Origin of the sequence: Saccharopolyspora sp. 6V (assembly GCF_020176785.1) — a bacterium.
In the GTDB taxonomy this organism is placed as follows: Bacteria; Actinomycetota; Actinomycetes; order Mycobacteriales; family Pseudonocardiaceae; genus Saccharopolyspora_C; species Saccharopolyspora_C gregorii.
Genome location: NZ_JAIUKB010000171.1, coordinates 1 through 21,255 on the forward strand (window position 1 = coordinate 1; position 21,255 = coordinate 21,255).

At 73.6% G+C, this 21,255-nt stretch carries 17 protein-coding genes and 1 pseudogene; 13 read left to right on the forward strand and 5 right to left on the reverse strand.

All coding sequences use genetic code 11. The features are described from left to right. Positions 1-88: 88 nt before the first annotated feature. From LCD35_RS27075 to LCD35_RS27085, 3 genes are all read right to left on the reverse strand, one after another. On the reverse strand, positions 89-1,606 hold the full coding sequence (locus LCD35_RS27075) for a glycosyltransferase family 39 protein (protein WP_224962190.1): 1,518 nt from the start codon (positions 1,604-1,606) through the stop codon (positions 89-91). A 94-nt stretch (positions 1,607-1,700) separates the two neighbouring features. Beyond that, positions 1,701-2,273: a flavoprotein gene (locus LCD35_RS27080; RefSeq protein ID WP_224962191.1), complete on the reverse strand. Its 573-nt coding sequence runs from the start codon at positions 2,271-2,273 to the stop codon at positions 1,701-1,703. Beyond that, complete coding sequence (locus LCD35_RS27085) at positions 2,270-3,520, reverse strand: helix-turn-helix domain-containing protein (RefSeq protein WP_224962193.1); 1,251 nt, start codon at positions 3,518-3,520, stop codon at positions 2,270-2,272. The genes LCD35_RS27080 and LCD35_RS27085 overlap by 4 nt, the downstream gene beginning before the upstream one ends. A 219-nt stretch (positions 3,521-3,739) precedes the next feature. On the opposite strand from LCD35_RS27085, the gene LCD35_RS27090 reads away from it, so the two are divergent. The 3 genes from LCD35_RS27090 (at position 3,740) to LCD35_RS27100 (ending at position 8,026) form a co-directional block, all read left to right on the forward strand. After that, a complete protein-coding gene (locus LCD35_RS27090) occupies positions 3,740-4,015 on the forward strand; it encodes a hypothetical protein (RefSeq protein ID WP_224962195.1) in 276 nt (91 codons plus the stop codon). Between the two features lie 1,033 nt (positions 4,016-5,048). After that, a complete protein-coding gene (locus LCD35_RS27095) occupies positions 5,049-6,965 on the forward strand; it encodes a 2-oxoacid:acceptor oxidoreductase subunit alpha (protein WP_225045163.1) in 1,917 nt (638 codons plus the stop codon). Further along, positions 6,962-8,026 carry a 2-oxoacid:ferredoxin oxidoreductase subunit beta gene (locus tag LCD35_RS27100; protein WP_224962197.1) on the forward strand — a complete coding sequence of 355 codons (1,065 nt, stop codon included), beginning with the start codon at positions 6,962-6,964 and terminating at the stop codon, positions 8,024-8,026. Before LCD35_RS27095 ends, LCD35_RS27100 begins: the two co-directional genes overlap by 4 nt. Before the next feature lie 30 nt (positions 8,027-8,056). Here the strand turns inward: LCD35_RS27100 and LCD35_RS30605 are convergent, their stop codons facing one another. Continuing rightward, positions 8,057-8,827 (reverse strand): phosphatase PAP2 family protein, encoded by a 771-nt coding sequence (locus LCD35_RS30605; RefSeq protein WP_224962200.1) that lies wholly within the window; start codon positions 8,825-8,827, stop codon positions 8,057-8,059. Positions 8,828-8,916: 89 nt separating this feature from the next. Further along, positions 8,917-9,651, reverse strand: coding sequence for a GAF and ANTAR domain-containing protein (locus LCD35_RS27110; protein ID WP_225045164.1), 735 nt, complete (start codon positions 9,649-9,651; stop codon positions 8,917-8,919). 158 nt (positions 9,652-9,809) lie between these two features. Here LCD35_RS27110 and LCD35_RS27115 point away from each other — a divergent pair, with 158 nt between their 5' ends. From LCD35_RS27115 to LCD35_RS27160, 10 genes and pseudogenes are all read left to right on the forward strand, one after another. Beyond that, complete coding sequence (locus LCD35_RS27115; protein ID WP_224962204.1) at positions 9,810-10,568, forward strand: polysaccharide deacetylase family protein; 759 nt, start codon at positions 9,810-9,812, stop codon at positions 10,566-10,568. Between the two features lie 191 nt (positions 10,569-10,759). Then, positions 10,760-12,154, forward strand: coding sequence for a nucleotide sugar dehydrogenase (locus tag LCD35_RS27120; RefSeq protein WP_224962206.1), 1,395 nt, complete (start codon positions 10,760-10,762; stop codon positions 12,152-12,154). Between the two features lie 3 nt (positions 12,155-12,157). Further along, positions 12,158-13,513: a carboxylate--amine ligase gene (locus tag LCD35_RS27125; RefSeq protein WP_224968508.1), complete on the forward strand. Its 1,356-nt coding sequence runs from the start codon at positions 12,158-12,160 to the stop codon at positions 13,511-13,513. Beyond that, positions 13,510-14,739, forward strand: coding sequence for an NAD(P)-binding domain-containing protein (locus LCD35_RS27130; RefSeq protein ID WP_224978392.1), 1,230 nt, complete (start codon positions 13,510-13,512; stop codon positions 14,737-14,739). The genes LCD35_RS27125 and LCD35_RS27130 overlap by 4 nt, the downstream gene beginning before the upstream one ends. Continuing rightward, positions 14,736-16,100 (forward strand): sugar transferase, encoded by a 1,365-nt coding sequence (locus LCD35_RS27135; protein ID WP_225045165.1) that lies wholly within the window; start codon positions 14,736-14,738, stop codon positions 16,098-16,100. Before LCD35_RS27130 ends, LCD35_RS27135 begins: the two co-directional genes overlap by 4 nt. Next, positions 16,097-17,233, forward strand: coding sequence for a glycosyltransferase (locus LCD35_RS27140; protein WP_224963007.1), 1,137 nt, complete (start codon positions 16,097-16,099; stop codon positions 17,231-17,233). The genes LCD35_RS27135 and LCD35_RS27140 overlap by 4 nt, the downstream gene beginning before the upstream one ends. Next, positions 17,230-18,204 carry an NAD-dependent epimerase/dehydratase family protein gene (locus LCD35_RS27145; protein ID WP_224967036.1) on the forward strand — a complete coding sequence of 325 codons (975 nt, stop codon included), beginning with the start codon at positions 17,230-17,232 and terminating at the stop codon, positions 18,202-18,204. Before LCD35_RS27140 ends, LCD35_RS27145 begins: the two co-directional genes overlap by 4 nt. A gap of 50 nt (positions 18,205-18,254) precedes the next feature. Further along, positions 18,255-19,490, forward strand: a complete 1,236-nt coding sequence (locus LCD35_RS27150) for a glycosyl hydrolase family 18 protein (protein ID WP_225045166.1) — start codon at positions 18,255-18,257, stop codon at positions 19,488-19,490. A gap of 10 nt (positions 19,491-19,500) precedes the next feature. Continuing rightward, positions 19,501-20,883, forward strand: coding sequence for a glycosyltransferase family 2 protein (locus LCD35_RS27155; RefSeq protein ID WP_224963013.1), 1,383 nt, complete (start codon positions 19,501-19,503; stop codon positions 20,881-20,883). 1 nt (position 20,884) lies between these two features. Beyond that, a pseudogene (locus LCD35_RS27160) lies at positions 20,885-21,255 on the forward strand (hypothetical protein); the annotation flags it as partial.

Consider the following 21,255-nt stretch of genomic DNA (forward strand, 5'->3'; position numbering starts at 1 on the left):
CCGCGCCTCGCCGATCCGGCAGCCGCCGAACCACCCGCCCCGCCCCTGAGCGGTCCGCCCGAGCCCGCCCGGCGGACGCGCCTTCCGATCAGCCGGTGCGGATCAGCGGCCACAGCCGGGACCACGGCCGCACCGGGTCCGAGTACCGGAGCACCGACACGCCCTGCGCGAGGTTCACCACCGGCCCGGTCCGCACCCGCGCGATCGGAGTGCGTTCGGCGAAGTGCGGCGCGAGCGGCTCGGCGGCCCCCACGTACAGCAACACCGTGGCGCCGTCCGGCGGAGCACCGAAGTACCAGTACCCGCGGTTCGGGCTGTGCACCGGAGGCAGCCCGGCCGCCGGCCCGAGCACGTCGAGCGCCGCCGCCAGGTGGTAGGTCTCGGCGACGAGCGCGGTCCGCCGCCGCTGCTCCGGCGGCAGCGAGCGGTAGGCGGCCGCGACGGTCGCGGTGAGCTCCGGCCACCCCGTCTCGTACATCCGGCTGTAGGGGGCCAGCTGCGGGTGCCGGGCCGCCACCGGCAGCGGGGCGAGCGGCAGCAGCGCCAGCGGCAGCACCGCCGAGACCGCGAACGCGGGCCCCACCACCCACGACCACCGCGCGGTCCGCCGGTGCCGGAGACCGACGGCGCCCGCGGCGAACAACAGGCCGTAGAGCCCCGAGAGGTAGTTCGGCCGTCCCGAGGCCAGCAGGTGGAACGCGGCGAGCAGCAGCACCGCCCAGCCGAGGAACCGCACGGGCCGCAGCCGTTCGTCCCGCAGCAGGCACCACGTCCCGAAGCAGCACAGCGCGGCCCCCACCACGGGCCCGGCGTAGAGCAGCACCGCGGGCAGCAGCAGGAGCCGGTCGGTCTCACCACCCACCACGCCCGCCATGTCCACCGCGGGCCAGCCGTGCGCGATCTGCCAGGCCAGCGCCGGTGCGGCCGCCACCGCGGCGAGCAGCGCACCGGCCCACAGCGCGGGGCGCCGCAGCAGCTCGCGCGGGCCGGAGATCAGCACCCCGAGCAGCAGCGCCGCGCACAGCAGCACGATCTGGAACTTCGTCTGCACCCCGACGGCGGCGACCACCCCGGCGAGCAGCAGCAGCCGGTCCCGCCGGATCCCGGCCCGGTGCAGCCGGACCCACCGCGCCACCGGCCACAGCAGCGCGAGCCACTGCGCGGGCTCCAGCGTCGCGGCGGCCAGCCAGTGCCCGCTCAGCAGCAGCCACGGCGACAGCGCGCACGCGGCGGCGGCGATCACCTGGGCGCGCCGGTCCGCGCCGAGCTCGCGGGCGAGCAGCGCGGTGCCCGCGATGCCGAACGCGGCGATCAGCGCGGCGGGCAGCCGCAGCGCGAGCAGCGAACCGGGCGCGACGGCGTCGATCGCGGCGGCCAGCAGCGGCACCAGCGGCTGCTGGTCCATGTAGCCCCAGTCCAGGTGGTGCTTCCCGGCGGCGATGAAGTACAGCTCGTCGGACAGGTACCCGTAGCGCCCGCTGACCAGGAGCAGCAGCAGCGCGGCGAGTCCGGCGAGCAGCAGCACCGGCCCGCGCGCGAACGGCGGTGGCCCGGTGTTCTCCCCGCCGGTCGCGGCGCACGTGGGCTGCTCGGTCGGCGCTGGCACCCGTTCCCCCTCGTCGACGGCGGCCGGTGGACGTCCGGCGCGGCGCGAGTCTAGGCGCGGTGGGGGTGCGGGCGCGGCGACCCGCCCGGCGTGGTCAGCGGGCCGGTTGCCAGGGATGCGCGAGGAAGGTGCGCCACGCCAGTTCCCACGGGAACCGGTGCAGGTGGGCCGCACCGGTGCCGGGCTCGTGCTGCTCGTAGACGTCGGGCCCGGCGAGCACCTCGACGCCCCAGCCGCCGAGGCTGCGCATCGCCTCCCGCACGGCGGGGAACGCGATCTGCGCCCGGTTGGAGAACGGCATCGCCACCACCGGCTGCCGCTTGCCGACGGCTTCCACCAGCAGCCCCAGCGGCAGCGTGTCGGAGATGCCCGCCGCCCACTTCGCGAGGCTGTTGCAGGTGATCGGCGCGGCGATCATGCCGTCCGCGGGCGGCAGTTCGTCGGCCGCGGCGGGGTCCTTGTACTCGCTGCGCACCGGGTGCCCGGTCTTCGCGGCCAGCGCCTCGACGTCGAGGAACCGCCTGCCGTCGGGGGAGGTGACGACGCACACCTCCCACCCGTCGGCCTGCGCGAGTTCCACCAGCCGCCCCACGTCGCGCGCCGCGGGCGAGCCCATCGCGAGTGCGTACAGCACGGGTCTGCCGTCGTCGAGCACGGTGCCGCTCACCGCCGGATGCCGCACCAGGCGGCGAAGTGGGACAGGCTGTTCGTGGAGCGGGCGTCGCTGGCGGCCAGCGACTGCACCGTCTCGTGCACCTGCGGGTGGTACCGGGTCAGCTGCGGCGCGATCCGCCGCGCGGTCTGCAGGCACTCCAGCGAGCGCCGCCGGTCGCCGTGCAGCAGCCAGCCCCGGGAGAGGTCGATCCAGTAGTGCCCGCTGCGGCTCGGCGCGGTGTGCTCGGGCAGCTCCACGGTGGCGGCCCTGGTGACCGCGGTGGTGCCGTCGGCGAGCTCGACCGGTACGGCGACGCCGTGGATGTCGACGTTGGTGGCACCGAACTTGGTGCCGTAGTGGTTGGCCTCGTCCTGGCCGTCGACGACCATCGCGCGGGCCTCCCGCAGGTGCTCGTCGGCGAGGTCGGCGTCGGCGGTGCGCGCGGCCATGATCGCGGCGCGCAGGTGCACCGCGCCGCGCACCGCGGAGGTCGCCGGGGTCTCCGGCTCCGACCCGATCAGGCCCAGCGACCGGTCCAGGGAGCGCAGCCCGGCGTTGTAGGAGCCGTCGAACAGCAGGACCAGCGCGTGGTTCCACTCGGCCACCGAACCGCGCACCGGGTCCGCGCCGCGGGCGGAGGCGGCCCGCGCCCGCTCGTCGGCCAGGTGGCACAGGTCGAGGTGCCCCAGCCGGTACAACGCGATCATCGTGTAGGAGTACGCGGTCGCGAGCAGTTCGTGCACCGCGGGGACGTCCGGGTGCGCCCGCACCGCGTGGTGCAGGTGCCGGAGCACGTCGGGCAGCGCCTGCACCGCCTCGGCGTGCCGGGTCCGCCGGTCCCACTCCTTGATCCGGGCCACATCGGCGCGCAGGTCGGCGATGCTGCGCGGGTCGGTGTCCAGCTGCGGGTCGTCGCCCTCGACCAGCGCCTGGCGCAGCGCGGGCACGCCCGCCTGGTCCGAGGACGGCCCGGCGAGGCGGCTGTGGTGCGGTTGCTCGGTGAGGTCGGTGATGTTGATGGACAGCGCTCGCGCGACGGCGGCCACGAACGAGTGGCTGGCCGCGCGCTCACCGCGCTCCACCTTGCGCAGCAGCGAATAGGAGACCGCCGCCCGCACCGACAGCGCCCGCTGCGTCACGCCGTGGATCTTGCGGAGTTCGGCGATGCGGGAACCGATCCGAGTCGGATTGTCGGTTTCGACGTCGTCGCCGGGACCCTCCGGTGCGAGGTCGGTTTCCATGCCGTTTCCGTGCGTCATGCTGTCTTCCCCCTTGTACGCCCCGCTCACGAAACCTGATCGGCCGCGGGAGGGCAATCGGAACTCGGCGGGTGTGGCGATTGTGTGGCACTCCGATATCCGATTTCGGTCCACTGTCAGCCTATGCGATCAGCAGCTGAGAATCGGCGCGCATTCCTCGATTCCCGCCCGGACGGCGCGGGAGAGGACACGACGAAGGGGGGTGTGGCGGCGTCCGCGGTGCGAGCCTACCCGGAGCTGGCGGGTCTCAACGACCTGCGAGCGGCGGGGTGGTCCTTCCGCGCCGTCGCGGACGACGAGGGGGAGATCGGCGGTCTGGTCGGCTGGCGGGACACCGCGACCTGCATGGACGTGCTGTGGATCTTCGGTCAGGACGAGTGCCGCGCGGCGCGGATCATGCCCGCCGCCACCGCGGCGCCGGGGGAGTTGGTGTGGAGCCGGACGGGGGATCTGGCGACCTGCGTGGCGGCCCTGCTGGGCCTGCCCGGGGCCTGACCGGAGCATCCGGTTCCCGAACGTTCGTGGACGACCCGGCCATGGGGGTGGCCGGGTCGTTCGCTTTCCGCGGCGCTCGCGCGGCGCTACCTACTAACGACTTCACTCGTTGGAACTAAGACGTCCGCTCCCCGGTTCCTACTTCGGGGGAATGATCGGCGTCACACCGATCAATTGCGCGACTCTTCTCGTGGACGTTCTCGCGGCCCCGGCTGAATGGTCGCGCGGCGTTATTGGCCTGGCCCGCGGTCGAGGGGTCGGATCGTATTCTGGTCGAGGAGTCGGGGCAATTGTGGAAATGCGAGATAAATGCGCCGGAACAACCGTGCCGCGGAGCGTTCCGGTCAGTTCGAATCGAATTCCCGCGATGCTCTCCGGAATGGTGCCGCCGGACCCGCCGGAGCGTTGGCGGAGGGCCGGTCGCCGTGGATCGATCGTCCCGCCGGTGGCGCGCGACGCGTCGGTCGGTGCAGCGGCGCCGCTGCGCCCGCCGAGATGTGCCGGACGTCCGGACCGGACGGCTTCGCGGCAGGTCGCGGGCGGGGCGGGTGGAGTGCCGCGCGGGCTGCCGCCCGGGTGCACGGCGGCGGCCGAATGCCGTCGGGCCCGAGATGTCCGCCGATGCCGGTATCGTGCGGCGTGTCGCTCCGGAATACCGGGGTGTCGCGCCGCGGACTCACCACGGGTGACCGGTCGGTGACGGTGCGCTGGACCATTCCGCGCGAGGTTTCGGCCCGGCGGGAATCGGGCGGGGAGGGCGCCTTCCGCCGAGGCGTCCTGATCGGGAGCGGGTGGGCCCGCGCCGTTTCGCCGCAAGGGCGCTCTTGTTTTACCCGGGAGTAGTGAATCGTCGCCGGGAAGACGCGCGGAGAACAGCTGCGGAATTCACGTCGACCGGCCCGCCGAGCGCGTCTCGCCCTTGAGTCCCCCGGGTGATCGGCGTAGGAACACCACGCCGAGCTGTATCGTGCGTCACAGGGCGGCCGAGAGGCTCGCGGGCTGGCCCGCGGCCGGAAGGGGAACGGGTGCAGGTGTGAGTACGAACGGGCACCAGCCTCCGCAGCGACCGGAGGCCGGTCCGGCCTCGAACGGCTCGGGGGAACCGCCGCGCAAGCTCAACCGCGTGGTGATCCGCTTCGCGGGCGACTCCGGCGACGGCATGCAGCTCACCGGCGACCGCTTCACCTCGGAAGCGGCGGCCTTCGGCAACGACCTGGCGACGCTGCCGAACTTCCCGGCCGAGATCCGGGCTCCCGCGGGCACGCTGCCCGGGGTCTCCAGCTTCCAGCTGCACTTCGCCGACTACGACATCCTCACCCCCGGCGACCGGCCCGACGTGCTGGTCGCGATGAACCCGGCGGCGCTGAAGTCGAACCTCGGCGACCTGCCGCCCGGCGGCACCCTCATCGTCAACACCGACGAGTTCACCAAGCGGAACCTCACCAAGGTCGGCTACGCGCAGAACCCGCTCGAATCGGGCGAGCTCGAACCGTACGTGGTCCACCTGGTGCCGATGGCGGAGCTGACCCGCGGCGCGGCCGAACCGGCCGGGGTGGGGCGCAAGGACGCCGAACGGGCCAAGAACATGTTCGCGCTCGGCCTGCTCTCCTGGATGTACCACCGGCCCACCGAGGGCACCGAGCGGTTCCTGCGGGAGAAGTTCGCGAAGAAGCCCGACATCGCCGAGGCGAACGTGCTCGCGTTCCGCGCCGGCTGGAACTATGGCGAGACGACCGAGGCGTTCGCGGTCACCTACGAGGTGGCGCCCGCGACGCTGCCGAAGGGCACCTACCGGCAGATCACCGGGAACGCGGCGCTCGCCTACGGGCTGGTCGCGGCCGGGCAGCGCAGCGGGCTGCCGGTGTTCCTCGGCACCTACCCGATCACCCCGGCCTCGGACGTGCTGCACGAGCTGGCCAAGCACAAGAACTTCGGCATCACCACCTTCCAGGCCGAGGACGAGATCGCCGGGGTCGGTGCCGCCCTCGGCGCCTCCTTCGGCGGTTCGCTGGGGGTGACGACGACCTCCGGGCCGGGTCTGGCGCTGAAGTCGGAGACCATCGGGCTCGCCGTCACCCTGGAACTGCCGCTGCTCGTCTGCGACATCCAGCGCGGCGGCCCCTCCACCGGGCTGCCCACCAAGACCGAGCAGGCCGACCTGCTGCAGGCGCTGCACGGCCGCAACGGTGAATCCCCGGTGCCGGTGCTGGCCCCGCGCTCCCCGGCGGACTGCTTCGAGGTGGCGCTGGAAGCCGCCCGGATCGCGCTGGCCTACCGCACCCCGGTGCTGCTCCTGTCCGACGGCGCGGTCGCCAACGGCTCCGAACCGTGGCTGATCCCGGACATCACCGCGCTGCCGGACCTGCGGGTGCGGTTCGCGACCGGACCGAACGCGCCGGACGGCTCCGGCGAGTTCTGGCCGTACGTGCGCGACCCGGAGACCCTGGCCCGCGAGTGGGCGGTGCCGGGCACCCCGGGCACCGAGCACCGCATCGGCGGGCTGGAGAAGGCCGACGGCTCCGGCGCGATCTCCTACGACCCGGACAACCACGACCGGATGGTGCGGCTGCGCCAGGCGAAGGTCGACGGCGTCGAGGTGCCGGAGCTGGCGGTGGACGACCCGTCCGGCGAGGCCCGGGTGCTGGTGCTCGGCTGGGGCTCCTCGTACGGGCCGATCGGCGCCGCCTGCCGCCGCGTCCGCGGACTCGGCATGCCGATCGCGCAGGCGCACCTGCGCTACCTGAACCCGATGCCGGCGAACCTCGGCGAGGTGCTGCACCGCTACGACCGGGTGATCGTGCCGGAGATGAACCTCGGCCAGCTCGCGATGCTGCTGCGCGCCCGCTTCCTGGTGGACGTGCACAGCCACACCAAGGTCGCGGGCCTGCCGTTCCAGGCGGAAGAACTCCAGAACGTGCTCACCGATGTGCTGCGAGGGGTGTCTGCGTGACCACCACGGACCTCGGACTGCCGGAGCTGGGCGGCCTGCACGGCGTGCCCACCAGCGACGAGAAGCAGACCGCGAAGGACTACAAGTCCGACCAGGAGGTGCGGTGGTGCCCCGGCTGCGGGGACTACATCGTGCTCAACGCGGTGCAGAGCTTCCTGCCGACGCTGGGGCTCAAGCGGGAGAACATCGTGTTCATCTCGGGCATCGGCTGCTCCAGCCGGTTCCCGTACTACATGAACACCTACGGGATGCACTCCATCCACGGCCGCGCCCCGGCCATCGCCACCGGGCTCGCCACCCAGCGGCCCGACCTGTCGGTGTGGGTGGTGACCGGGGACGGCGACGCGCTGTCCATCGGCGGCAACCACCTGATCCACGCGCTGCGGCGCAACGTGAACCTGAAGATCCTGCTGTTCAACAACCGGATCTACGGGCTGACGAAGGGCCAGTACTCGCCGACCTCTGAGGTCGGGAAGGTCACCAAGTCCACGCCCGCCGGGTCGCTGGACACGCCGTTCAACCCGGTGTCGCTGGCGCTGGGCGCGGAGGCGAGCTTCGTGGCCCGCACCCTCGACTCGGACCGGGCGCACGTCACCGAGGTGCTGCGGGCCGCCGCCGAGCACCGGGGCAGCGCGCTGGTGGAGATCTACCAGAATTGCCCGATCTTCAACGACGGCGCGTTCGACGTGCTCAAGGACGCGGAGGAGAAGCAGCGGCGGCTCATCCCGCTGCGCCACGGCGAGCCGATCGTGTTCGGCCCGGAGAGCGCGCGGCAGGCGGTGGTGCGCGGGCCGGAGGGCGAGCTGCGGATCGCCGAGCACGACGCGGTGGACGCCGGGGACGTCGTGGTGCACGACGCCGAGCGGGCGGACAGCTCGTTCGCCTACGCGCTGTCCCGGCTGGGCGGGGTGGACCTGGACCCGACGGTGACCGGGGTGTTCCGCGCGGTGTCCCGCCCCACCTACGACGACGCGGCCCGGGCCCAGGTCGCGGCCGCCGCGGAGAACGATCCGCCGGACCTCCAGCGGCTGCTCACCGGCAACGACACCTGGACGATCTGACCGCCCGCCGCGGCTTCGGGCCGGACGAGTTCACCGGGGTCGCTTGCGGGCGACCAGGGCGTCGATCAAGCGGGGCAGGTGTTCCCCGGACAGCCACAGGCTCAGCAGCAGCACCGTCCACGACGCCCCCAGCGCCCAGCCCGCCAGCACGTCGGTCGGCGAGTGCACCCCCAGCACCACCCGGCTGAACCCGGTGATCACGACCGCGAGGACCGCTCCGGCGAACACCGCGCCGCGCGCCCAGCGGGAGCGCAGCAGCCGCAGCCCGAACGCGCCCAACATCAGGTACAAAGCCGCCGCGTGCGCCGAATGCCCGGACGGGAAGCCGAAACCGTCCTCGACGACGAGCGCGTCCACCACCTGCGGCCGCGGCCGCGCGATCATGATCTTGAACAGGTACACGGCCAGGCCCGTCCCGGCTGAGGACACCGCCAGCAGCACCAGCGGCCCCCACCGCTTCCGGGTGAGGCCGATCAGCACCCCGATCGCCAGGCTCACCGGCAGCACCACCAGCACGTCCCCGAGCCAGGTCAGCACCGACAGCGCCCCGACCAGCAGTCCGGACCGCAGCCCCAGCGACACCCGCAGCAGGTGCTCGTCCACCCGCAGCACCGGCCCGCCCTGGTAGACCTGCTCGGCGAGCCCGGCGAAGCACCACACGCCGAACGCGCTCAGCAGCAGCCCCACCGGGATCGGCAGCCACGGGTAGGCGGCGATCAGGTCGCGCACCCCCGCGTGCCGCGCCGGGGGCTCGTCCCGCTCGTCCTGGTCCTCGGTGTCGGGGCGGGAGGCCGCGGCCACTGCTCAACTCCTCGCGTGCTGGTCGGCCGGTGCGCGACCGGCTGGGGGATTCGCCCGATCCTACCGATCAGCGCGCGGCGGACCGGTGATCAGGCACCGCCGGTGGTGCGCCGGACGACGCGGGCGGCGACCTCGCGCAGCTTCACGTTGTGCCGCTGGCTCTGCTCCCGCAGCAGGTCGAACGCCTCGTCCGCCGTGCAGCCGCGCTGCGCCATCAGGATCCCCTTGGCCTGGTCGATCTCGGCGCGCGAGGTCAGCGCCTGCTGCAGCTGGTCGCTCAGCTGCTGCTTGTCGGCGTGCTTGAGCAGGCACCACAGCCCGGTGGCGGCCAGGTCGGCGATGAGCCTGCCCAGCAGGAAGTCCTCGTCGTAGGAGTGCGGCGCCTTCGCGTAGTAGCTGACCACGCCGAGCGGCCGGTCCCCGACGAACATCGGCGCCGCGCAGCAGGACCCGACGCCCCGCTCGGCGGCCGCCGCCGCGAACTCCGGCCAGCGCGGCTCGTCGGCGGTGTCGGCGACCACGACCGCGGACCGGGCGGCCAGGGCTTCCGGCACCGGACCGGTCCCGGCCGCGTACTGCGACTGCTCCAGCGCGTTGTGCTCGGCGAGGTGCGGCACCAGCGACACCGGGTGCCCGTCGCGCAGCACCGTGACCCCGCACGAGCCGGTCGGTTCGTGCGCGCGCACCGCCAGCATCGCGGTCTCCCACACGACCTCGTCGACCGCGTCGGTGGAGAGCACGATCGACGGCAGTTCGCTCAGCGAACCGACCAGCGCGGGCACCCCGCTCGTGACGGGTTCGTTCTCGGCTTCCCGCTGCGCCACGGCATCGCTCCCGCTGCTCGGCATCACCTGGACCCGGACCAGTATCCCCGAGGCGCCTCGTGCATCCGCGGTACCGGAACTCACCCGCGCGACCGGTCCGCGCCCGCCCGCGCCGTGCGACGGTCCGCCGAGGACCGCGACGAGGAAGGCGGCCGGCGATGACCCGGACAGAGCGCACAGCCACCCGGCAGCGGGTACCGCACTCGTTCCCGTACGTGCTGATGTACCACTCGGTGTCCGAGTACACCGACGACCCGTACCTGGTGACCGTGGACCCGGCGCGCTTCGAGCGGCAGCTGCGCTGGCTGCGGGCCCGCGGCTGCACCGGGGTGTCCATGCGGGAGCTGCTGGCGGCGCGGCGGGCCGGGCGGGCCCGCGGGCTGGTGGGGCTGACCTTCGACGACGGCTACACCGACTTCGCCGAGGTGGTGCACCCGCTGCTGCGGCGCTTCGGCTGGACGGCGACGGTGTTCGTGATCTCCGGGATGCTCGGCGGGCACAACCGGTGGGACCCGGCGGGCCCGCGGAAACCGCTGATGACCGAGGAACAGGTCGCGGAGGTCGCCGCCGCCGGGATGGAGATCGGCTCGCACAGCGTGCAGCACCGCAGGCTCACCGAGCTCGAACCGGCGGAGCTCGCCGCGGAGGTCGGCAAGAGCCGCCCGGTGCTGCAGGCCATCTCCGGGCAACCGGTGGACGGCTTCTGCTACCCGTACGGCGCGGTGGACGCGGCCGTCGTCGCCGCCGTCCGCGAAGCGGGCTACGGGTACGGCTGCGCCATCTGGCGCTCCGCGTCGTCCGGGACGCACGCGCTGCCCCGGACCTACGTCGGCGACCGGGACGGGACGCTGCGGCTCGATGCGAAGCGCGTCCGGCACGTGCTCGCCGCCGACTCGGGAATCCTGCGGTTTCGGTAGGGGCGCTACCGCCGTTGGGGGAGCGGTCCGGGCCCGCTGAGCTGCGAGTCTGAAGCCCGCAGCGAACCGACCGGCGCGGCGGATCGAGGTGGGGGCCGAGACCGCCGCGCCGGACGCGGCGACACCGGGCACCGGCGGGCGGAGCACGCCCCGGGCCCGGCAGGGGGACACGCGCAACCGGGGGAGGAAACGTGACCCAGCATCACCTCGCGCTGGCGGTCAACGGGCGGGAACGCCAGCTGTCCGATCGGCTGGTGGCCTACCAGGACCGGTCGGAGGAGGACGCGGTCCGCCGCGTCGCCGGGCTCGACGCCCCGCTGCCGGGCACCCGGCAGGAAGCGGTGGTGATCCTCGGACTCGGGTACGTCGGGCTGCCCACCGCCTGCGGGCTCGCCGCCCGCCGCTCCCGCGTCGTCGGCGTCGACATCAGCGAGCAGCGGCTGCGGGACATCGCCGACGGGGACGTGGACCTGCCGGAGGGGGAGCGGGCCGTGCTGCACGAGGCGCTCGGCGACGGGACGCTGCGGCTCGCCGAGGACCCGTCCGCGCTGGCCGAGGCCGACACCGTCGTGGTGTGCGTGCCGACCCCGGTGGACGACGAGCGGAGCCCGGACCTGGCGGCGCTGCGGTCCGCCTGCGCGACCGCGGTGGCGCACGCCCGCCCGGGGCAGACGATCATCCTCACCTCCACGACGTTCGTCGGCACCACGCGGGAACTGCTGGTGGAACCGCTGCGGCGGCGCGGGCTGGCCGTCGGCAGCCAGGTGCACGTGGCGTTCAGCCCGGAGCGCATCGACCCCGGCAACCACGACCACTCGCAGCGGCACACCCCGCGCATCGTCGGCGGCGTCACCCCCGAGTGCTCGGCGCGGGCGGCGCGGGTCATCGGCGACCTCACCGACTCGGTGTACCTGGTGAGCTCCCCGGAGGCGGCGGAGCTGACCAAGCTGTACGAGAACATCTTCCGCGCCGTGAACCTGGCGCTGGCCAACGAGATGGCCGACATCTGCGGCGCGCTGGAGCTGGATCCGATCGAGGTGACGGTCGCGGCGGGCACCAAGCCGTACGGCTTCCTCGGCAGCTTCCCCGGGCCGGGCGTCGGCGGGCACTGCATCCCCTGCGACCCGCACTACCTGCTGTGGCAGCTGCGGGAGCGGGGCGTGGCCGCGCCGATGATCGACCAGGCGATGCGATCCATCGACCTGCGGCCGGACCAGGTGGTGCGCCGCGCCGAGCAGCTGCTGGCCGCCGCGGGCACCCCCGCGGCCGGGGCTCGGGTGCTGATCGCGGGCGTGAGCTACAAGGCGGGCGTGCGGGACCTGCGGGAGTCCCCGGCGCTGCCGATCATCGCCGGGCTCACCCGGCTCGGCGCGGACGTGCGCTACCACGACCCGCTCATCGGGGAGGTCGTGCTGCCCGACGGGTCCACGCTGACCGGGGAACCGGAACCGCGCGGCGCGGACTGGGACCTCGTCGTCGTGCACACCGTGCACCCCGGGCTGGACTACTCGTGGGCGGAGGACTGCCCGCAGGTCCTCGACGCGACCTACCAGTTCGACCTGGCCCCGCACCGGCAGGTCGTGTGAGGGATGCGCACCCCGGAACCGGCCGGCATCGACACCGCCACGCCCGCGGTCGTGTTCAAGCTGGACCCGAACGCGCTGCACCACGGCGGGCTCGGGCTGATCCGCAGCCTGGGCCGCGCCGGGGTGCCGGTGTACGCGGTGCACGAGGACCCGATGGCGCCGGCCGCGCACTCCCGCTACCTGCGCGGCCGCTGGTGGTGGCGGCCGGAGCTCGCCGACCCGGAGCGGATCAACCTGGGGCTGGCGGCGCTGGCGGAGAAGCTCGGCAGGCCCGCGGTGCTGTTCCCCACCGACGACGCCGCCGCGATCCACCTGGCCGAGCACGGCGCGGCGCTGCGGCACTGGTTCCGGTTCCCGGATCCGCCGCCGGAGCTGCCGCGGGAGGTCGCGGGCAAGTTCACCCTGCAGGACGTGTGCCGGGACCTGGGGATCCAGACGCCCCGCGCCGAACTCGTGCGCACCAGGGCGGAGGCCGCCGAGTTCGCCGCCGAGACCGGCTACCCGCTGGTGGCGAAGCTCGCCACGCCGTGGACCTCCGGCGGCCGGGCGAAGGTCCGCAGCACCTCCATCCTGCGCACGCCGCGGGACCTGCGGGAGCTCGGCGACGCGTGGGACGAGCAGGAGACCGAGCAGCAGCGGGCGGGACTGCTGATGCTGCAGGAGTACGTGCCCGGCGGCAGCGGCAACGACTGGTTCTTCCACGCCTACCGCGGGTCCGGCGGCTGCCGGCCGGCGTTCACCGGCGTGAAGCTGCGCTCCTACCCGGCGCACGCGGGCCTGACCACGCTGGGCCGCTGCCTGTCCAACACGGTGCTGCGCGCGCAGGCGACGGAATTGTTGCGGCGCCTGGACTTCCGCGGCATCGCCGACCTGGACTTCCGGTTCGACCGGCGGGACGGCAGCTACCGGCTGCTGGACTTCAACCCCCGGCTGGGCGCGCAGTTCCGGTTGTTCCGGGACTCCGCGGGCATCGACGTGGTGCTGGCGGCCTACCTGGACCTGACCGGGCAGCCGGTGCCGGAGGGCCTGCCGCCGGTGGGCCGCCGGTTCCTGGTGGAGAACTACGACCCGCTCGGCGCGGTCGGCTACTGGCGCCGCGGCGACCTGGGGCTGCGGCAGTGGATCCGGTCGGTGTGGCGGGCGGACGAGCTCGCGTGGTTCGCCCGCGACGACCTGGCGCCGTTCGCGCTGATGTGCGGGTGGATGGGCCGTCGCGCCCTCACCCGCAGGTTCGCGCCCCGCACCGGCGTGCAGGTGGTGGAGCCGCCGCGGTACCGCGAACGGATCGAGCGGGACGCGGGGGCGGCAATTCGGCAGCGGCGACGGTCGCCGTATGCGGTCGAGGAGGGACACAGATGAACGACACCGTCGACGTCGCCATCGTGGGCGCCGGTCCGTACGGGCTGTCGCTGGCCGCGCACCTGCGGTCGGCCGGGGTCAGCTACCGGCAGTTCGGCATCCCGATGGACCTGTGGCGCAGCAGGATGCCGCGGGGCATGTTCTTGAAATCGCAGGGGTTCGCCTCGAACCTGTCCGACCCGGACCGGTCGCACACGTTGCGGAACTTCTGCCAGGAGACCGGGCACGGCTACGCGGACTACGGCGTGCCGGTATCGCTGGAGAACTTCATCTCCTACGCCGACTGGTTCCGCGAGCAGCGCGGCCTGGAGGTGGAGGAGGTGCTGGTGACCGACGTGGACCGGCAGGCGGGCGAGTTCGAGCTGGCCCTCGCCGACGGCGGCACCGCGAAGGCCCGCTCGGTGGTGGTCGCCGCGGGGGTGCAGCACTTCCCGCGCACCCCGGAGGTGTTCTCCGACCTGCCCGCCGAGCTGTGCACGCACAGCTCCGAGCACACCGACCTGTCCGGGTTCGACGGCGCCTCGGTGCTGGTGATCGGCGCGGGCCAGTCCGCGCTGGAATCGGCGGCGCTGCTGCACGAGCACGGCGCCGACGTGCGGCTGATCGCGCGCGCCCGGAACGTGGTGTGGAACGGGCGGCCGCTGTTGCCGGACCGGCCGCTGCTGCGCCGGATGCGGGAGCCGGAGGCGGGACTCGGCTCCGGCCTGTCGACCTGGTTCTACTCCGAGCACCCCGACCTGTTCCGGCACCTGCCGGAGAGCCAGCGGGTGCTGCGGGCGCGCACCGCGCTCGGGCCCGCCGGGGGGTGGTGGCTGCGCAGCCGCGTCGAAGGCGTGCTGCCGGTGCACGTGGGGCACACCGTGGACTGGGCGAAGACGGTGGGTGACCAGGTGCGGCTGGGAGTGCGCACCTTCGGCGGCGGGGGCCGCGAGTTCACCGCCGACCACGTGATCTGCGCGACCGGCTACCCGCCGGACCTGGAGCGGCTCGCGTTCGTGAACCCGAGGCTGCGGTCGCGGCTGCGGACGCTGGACCGCACCCCGCGGGTCGGGGCGGACTTCGAGTCCTCGGTGCCGGGCCTGTTCTTCATCGGGGCCGCGGTGACCCCGAGCCACGGCCCGGTGATGCGGTTCGTCTACGGCGCCGACCACGCGGTGCGGCGCGTCGGTGCCCGGCTGGCCTCGACCTCCGGCGCTCGGCGGGTCCGGGCCGGGGCGGCCGGATGAGCATCGCCGACCTGCGGTCCGGCCCCGGTCCCGTGCCGTGCCGGTGGCGCGCCCCGGTGCGGTCCGGGGCGCGCGGGGTGCCGCGGCTGCTGCCGCTGGTGCTGTGGCCGCTGGTCGACGTGGTCGCGCTGACCGCGGTGGTGCTGGTGCTGGGCGTGCCGGTGCTGCCCGCGGCGCTGTACGTGGTGGCGGTGCTGCTGGCGGTGGGCGTGGACGGCGGGCACCGGGCGCGGATCTGCTTGCGCGTCGGCGACCAGGTGCCGCGGCTGGTGCTGGACGCCGCGGTGCCCGCCGCGCTGCTGCTGCCGTGGACCGGCGCCGGGTGGCTGGTGCCCGCGGGGGCGGGCGGGCTGGTGCTGGCGCGCCTCGCCGGGGTCGCCGGGCTGCGGGCCGCGCACCGGCGCGGGCGGCTGGTGGAGGTGGTGCTGGTCGCGGGTGCCGGGGCCACCGGGGTGCGGATCTCCCGCGCGCTGCTGGAGCACCCGGAGTTCGGGCTGCGGCCGTTGCTGCTCGCCGACGAGCCGGTGCCGGCGGCGGTGCCGGTGCCGGGCCGGCCGCGGCAGCGGGCCGAGCTGGTGGCACGGTACCGCGCCACCCGGGTGGTCCTGTGCGCCGCGGACACCGAAGCGGATCTGGTGGGCATCGTCCGGGCCGCCCGCCCGCTGCCCGCCGCGGTGCACCTGGTGCCCGCGCTGCCGGAGCTGGGGGTGGCGGTGCCGCAGCGGTTGCTCGACGAGGTCTGGGGGATCCCGCTGGTGCCGCTGCGCCGCTGGAATCACACCGCGGCCGCGGCTCTGGTCAAGCGCGCGTTCGACGTGGTGCTGGCCGGGGCGCTGCTGGTGGTGCTGGCACCGCTGCTGCTGGTGTTGGCCGCCGCGGTCCGCTTCGGGGGCGGCGGGGCGGCGCTGTTCCGCCAGCGCCGCGTCACCGGTCCCGGCCGGTCGGCGACCGTGGTGAAGCTGCGCACCGTGCCGCGCGGGACCGCGCAGGGCTGGGCGGTGCGCCCGGCCGACACGACTCCGCTGGGCAGCTGGCTGCGCGGCACCCACTTCGACGAGCTGCCGCAGCTGGGCAACGTGCTGCGCGGCGAGATGTCGGTGGTGGGGCCGCGCCCGGAACGGCCCTGCTACGCCGAGCGCTTCGCCCGCGAGGTCCCGCGCTACCGGGACCGGCACCGGGTGCGGGGCGGCATGACGGGCTGGGCCCAGGTGCACGGCCTGCACGGGGACACCTCGATCCCCGAGCGGGCCGAGTTCGACAACCGCTACATCGAGAACTGGACGCCGTGGCTGGACGTGGTGGTCGTGGCCAGGACGGTCGGCATCGTGCTGGCCACCGCGATGGGGGGAGACCAGGAATGAAGGTTCTGCACGTGATCACCGGTCTGGGGGTCGGCGGTGCCGAGCTGCAGCTCAGATCGATCTTGCAGCACACCCGGCACGACGCCGACGTGCTCGCGCTCTACAACCCGGGCGACGTCGCCGACATGATCACCGGGGACGGGGTCCGGGTCCGCGACCTCGGCATGACCAGCAACACGCAGCTGGGCGCCGTGCTCAAGATGCGGTCGCTGATCCGCGAGGGCGGCTACGACGTGGTGCACACCCACCTGTACCGGGCGTGCGTCTACGGCAAGCTCGCCGCCCGGCTCGCCGGGACCCCGGTGGTCGTCGGCACCGAGCACTCGATCGGCGAGACGCACCTGGAGCGCAGGCGGATGACCGCCGGGGTGCGCGGCCTGTACCTCGGCACCGACGTCTTCGCGCAGCGCACCATCGCGGTGTCGGAGACCGTGGCCGACCGGCTCGCGAACTGGGGGATGCGCGCCGAGAAGATCACCGTGATCCCGAACGGCGTCGACTTCGGCCGGGTGTCGTTCGACCCGGACGCGCGGTCGCGGGTGCGCGCCGAGCACGGCATCGACGACCGGGCGCACGTGATCGGCGTGCTGGGCAGGCTGGACGCGAACAAGCGCTTCGACCTCGTCATCGAGGCGGCCTCCCCGCTGTTGGGCGAGGGCGCGAAGCTGCTCGTCGTCGGCGGCGGCGCCGAGCGGGAACGGCTGGAGCAGCAGGCGGCGGCGCTGGGCGTCGCCGACCACGTGGTCTTCGCCGGGGAACGCCACGACGTGTCCGCGATGCTGTCCGCGTTCGACCTGTTCGTGGCCTCCTCCAAGCAGGAGACCTTCGGGCTGTCGGTGCTGGAGGCGCTGGCCAACGGCATGCCGGTGCTGTACACGACCTGCCCCGCGCTGGAGGGCGTGCACACCGATCGGGCCCGGCAGGTGCCCGGCGACGTCGAGGGAATGCGCTCGGAGATCGCCGCCGAGGTCACCGACCGGCGCCCGCGCGGCGACGTGCCGGTGATCCGCGACCTGTACGGCATCGAGGCCGTCACCGGCCGCATCGACGACCTCTACGAGCGGCTGCGCTCCGGAGGCAGGCGCGTCGCCGGCCGGGAGCTGGCCACCGAGCAGGGCGGAGGGGTCCGATGAGGGCGCTGGTCACCGGAGCCGCCGGGTTCATCGGCTCGCACCTCGTGGAGTGGCTGCTGGCCGAGGGGAACACCGTGGTCGGCGTCGACGACCTCAGCACCGGCAGCGAGGCGAACCTGCCCGCGGACGAGCCGGACTTCCGGTTCGTGCGCGGCACCATCCTCGACGGTTCGCTGATCGACGACCTGGTGTCCGAAGTGGACGTGGTGTTCCACCTGGCCGCCGCGGTGGGCGCGTTCGTCATCCAGGAGCGCACCCTGCGCAGCCTGCTCACCAACGTGCACGGCACCGAGAACGTGCTCGACTCGGCGCACCGGCACGGGGCGCGGGTGCTGGTGGCCTCCACCAGCGAGATCTACGGCAAGAACACCAAACCGGGCCTGGCCGAGACCGACGACCGGCTGATCGGCTCGCCGTTGAAGACCCGCTGGACCTACTCCGAGGCGAAGGCCATCGACGAGAGCCTCACCTGCTGCTACGTCCGGGAACTCGGGCTGGACGCGGTGATCGTGCGGCTGTTCAACACCGTCGGGCCCCGGCAGAGCGGCCGCTACGGCATGGTGATCCCGCGGCTGGTGAGCCAGGCGCTGCACGGCAGGCCGCTCACCGTGTTCGGCACCGGGCACCAGGTCCGCTGCTTCTGCCACGTGCACGACGTGGTGCCCGCCCTGGCGCGGCTGGCGGAGCTGCCCGCCGCCAACGGGACCGCCGTCAACCTCGGCAGCACCGAGCAGGTGTCCATCATGGACCTGGCGAGCCGCGTGCTGGAGCTGACCGGATCCGACGCGGGCGTGGTGAAGATGTCCTACGAGGACGCCTACGGTGCCGGTTACGAGGACCTGCAGCGGCGGGTGCCGGACTGCGCCAAGGCCCGCGAGCTCATCGGGTTCCAGCCCGCGCGCACCCTCGACGACATCATCCGCGCCGTCATCGACGAGCAGACGCGCGCCGCGCAGGTCGTCTCGGCGTAAGCGGGGCGGCGATGAGCGACGACGGGGTTCGGGAAGGAGAACGAGATGGTGTGGCGACCGCGGACGGCGCCGAGCAGGACGGCCTCGGGGCGAAGCTCACCGCGTGGTGGCGGCGGACCTGGGCCGGATCCGGCCCGGACGAACCGGAACCGACCGGACCGCGGTCCTGGCCGCCGGACCAGGGCCCCAGCCCGCGGGCGCGGCGGGTCCGGCACTTCGGCGGCTCCGTCTGGTTCATCGCGCTCATCGCGATCGCCGCGCTGCTGGTGGTCGTGATGGCGGCGCCGCGCATGATGTCGCCGTCGAAACCGGGCACGCTGGTGGTGGCGTCGCTGCCGTTCTGGAACCTCGGCAACGGCACCACCACCGTCGTCGCCAACCGGGACTCGGTGAACGAGGTCTCGCCGTGGATCTACGGCCTCGGCGACGACGGGCGGATCACCCACCAGTTCCCGCCGGAGCGCACCGCGGAGGTCGCCGAGCAGGTCGGGAAGCTCCGCGAGGCCGGGGTGCCGGTGGTGGCCTCGCTGGCCAACATCACCGACGGGCGCTGGGCGTACGAACCGGTCGCGAAGGTGCTGCACGACCCGCGGCTGCGGGACCGGCACGTGCGGGAGATCGTCGCGCTGGTCGAGCGCGAGGACTACGCGGGCATCGACATCGACTACGAGAACCTGCGCGCCGGGGACCGGGACGCGTTCAGCGCCTTCGTCACCGAACTGGGCGCGGCGCTGCGGGCCGAGCGCAAGACCCTGTCGGTGGCGGTGTTCGCGAAGGCCAGCGACGAGGGCTACGACGAGCGCAACGTCGCCCAGGACTTCGCCGTCATCGGCCGGGCCGCAGACCAGGTGCGGCTGATGAGCTACGACTTCCACTGGGGGACCTCGCCGCCCGGGCCGGTCGCACCGATCGGCTGGGTGCGCGACGTCGTGAAGTACGCCAAGTCGAAGATCCCGCAGGAGCGGATCGTGCTCGGCATCCCGCTCTACGGCTACGACTGGGTCGGCGAGCACGGCACCAACGTCACCTGGCTGCAGGCCTTCCAGCTCGCCACCCAGCACCGCGCCGAGACCAACTACGACCCGGTCAGCCAGACCCCGTGGTTCCGCTACACCGACGAGCGCGGCCGCGAGCACGAGGTGTGGTTCGAGAACTCGGTCAGTTCCAAGGCGAAGTTCGAAGTGGCCCGCGGCTCCGGCATCCGCGGCGTCTACCTGTGGATGTACGGCTACGAGGACACCGCCACCTGGAACCGGCTGGCGGAGAGCCTGCCGGTCGGCGAATGAGGGGGCGGTCATGATCCCGTGGTGGGTGCTGGCGATCGCGGTCTTCGGCGCGAACTTCACGCTGTGGGGCCTGATCGGGTTGTTGCGGGTGCTCGACGGCTGGCGCGGCGCCGCGCGGGAGCGGATGGTGCCGCGCCGGACGAAGGTCGCCGACCTGCAGGCGCACCGGGAGAAAAAGGCGCAGCCCGGGCGCCACCGGCTGCGCCGCGCCACCGACCTGAAGCTCACCGACGTGGCCGTGCTCATCGCCGCCCACAACGAGGAGCTCGTCATCGCGGAGAGCCTGCGGGCCATCACCCGGCTGGTGCCGCTGAAGCAGGTGCACGTGGTCTCCGACGGCTCCACCGACCGCACCGTCGAACTCGCCCGGCGCGCCGGGGTCAACGTGATCAGCACCGACGACAACGTGGGCAAGGCAGGCGCCCTGCAGGTCGGCATCCGCCGGTTCCGGCTGGTGCGCCGGTTCCGCCTGGTGATGCTGCTGGACGCCGACACCCGGGTGGAACCGGGTTACTTCCGCGCCGCCTTGCCGCTGTTCGACGATCCGGACGTGGTGGCCGTCGCGGGCTGCGTGCGCACCGAGTGGCGGGACCGCTCGCTGTCGTTCGCCGGGCGCGTGGTGGCGTTCCACCGGCAGCGGATCTACTCGATGACGCAGTACCTGCTGAAGTTCGGCCAGACCTGGCGGCACGTCAACGCCACCCACATCGTGCCGGGCTTCGCCAGCGTCTACCGCACCGACGTGCTGCCGAACATCGAGGTGAACCCGCCGGGGCTGGTCATCGAGGACTTCAACATGACCTTCGAGGTCTACCAGAAGCGCCTCGGCAAGATCGGGTTCACGCCCTCGGCGGTCGCCGCCACCCAGGACCCGGGCACGTTGCGGGACTACGTGCGCCAGTCGAGGCGGTGGTCGCTGGGGCTGTGGCAGACGGTGCGCAGGCACCCGCCGCGGCTGAACCTGTTCACCGCGATGCTGACGCTGCTGCTGGTGGAGCTGCTCACCAGCGGGATCATGCTGGTGCTGCTGCCGCTGGTGCTGCTGGTGCTCCTCGTCCCGGAACTGGTGGGCGGGGTGCTCACCGTGCCGTGGTTCGCCGGCACCTACGAGGCGGTGTCGGGCTACCTCACGGTTCCCGCGCTGCTGCTGGGGATCGTGCTGCCGGACCTGCTGCTGACGGTCGTGGTGGCGATCATCCAGCGGCAGCCGCGGTTCCTGCTCTACGCGTGGCTGTTCCTGCCGATGCGGGTGCTGGACTCGGCGATCGCGCTCGCCGCGCTGCCGCTGGCGTGGTGGTCGCGCTCCACCGGCCGCTGGAGCAGCCCGCGCCGCCACCGGGTCGAGCCGCCCGGCGAGCAGCCCGGCCTCGGCGCCGGTGCGCAGGCCGGCTGAGGTGGCGCGGAAGCCGGCCGGTCTCCCGCAGGTGGATGAGGACTTCCGCGCCGCGGCGCGGGACCGTGAGGTGGTGAACGTGCTGCGGCTGCTGATGGTGGACGACCACCTCATGCTCACCGAGGCGTTGAGCGCCCGGCTCTCCGAGGTGGCGGACGTGTGGGTGGTGGGCCGGTGCGCCACCGACGATCCGCAGCTGCCCGCCCTGGTCGACCGGTTGCGCCCGGACGTCGTCACCGTCGACGTGGACCCGGTGCGCTCCACCGGGGACCTGGTGGAGTCGGTGCGCACCCACCGGCCCGCGGTGCACGTCGTCGTCCTCACCGGTGGTCTCGACCCGCAGCGGGCGGTGGACGCGGCGCGCTCGCACGA

Bases quoted from the DNA above. Each gene is read 5' to 3' on its own strand.
- LCD35_RS27155 (WP_224963013.1), top strand. From the start codon at position 19,501: ATGATCCCGTGGTGGGTGCTGGCGATCGCGGTCTTCGGCGCGAACTTC.
- LCD35_RS27140 (WP_224963007.1), top strand. From the start codon at position 16,097: ATGAAGGTTCTGCACGTGATCACCGGTCTGGGGGTCGGCGGTGCCGAG.
- LCD35_RS27115 (WP_224962204.1), top strand. From the start codon at position 9,810: ATGACCCGGACAGAGCGCACAGCCACCCGGCAGCGGGTACCGCACTCG.
- LCD35_RS27135 (WP_225045165.1), top strand. From the start codon at position 14,736: ATGAGCATCGCCGACCTGCGGTCCGGCCCCGGTCCCGTGCCGTGCCGG.
- LCD35_RS27085 (WP_224962193.1), bottom strand. From the start codon at position 3,520: ATGACGCACGGAAACGGCATGGAAACCGACCTCGCACCGGAGGGTCCC.
- LCD35_RS27130 (WP_224978392.1), top strand. From the start codon at position 13,510: ATGAACGACACCGTCGACGTCGCCATCGTGGGCGCCGGTCCGTACGGG.
- LCD35_RS27125 (WP_224968508.1), top strand. From the start codon at position 12,158: ATGCGCACCCCGGAACCGGCCGGCATCGACACCGCCACGCCCGCGGTC.
- LCD35_RS27145 (WP_224967036.1), top strand. From the start codon at position 17,230: ATGAGGGCGCTGGTCACCGGAGCCGCCGGGTTCATCGGCTCGCACCTC.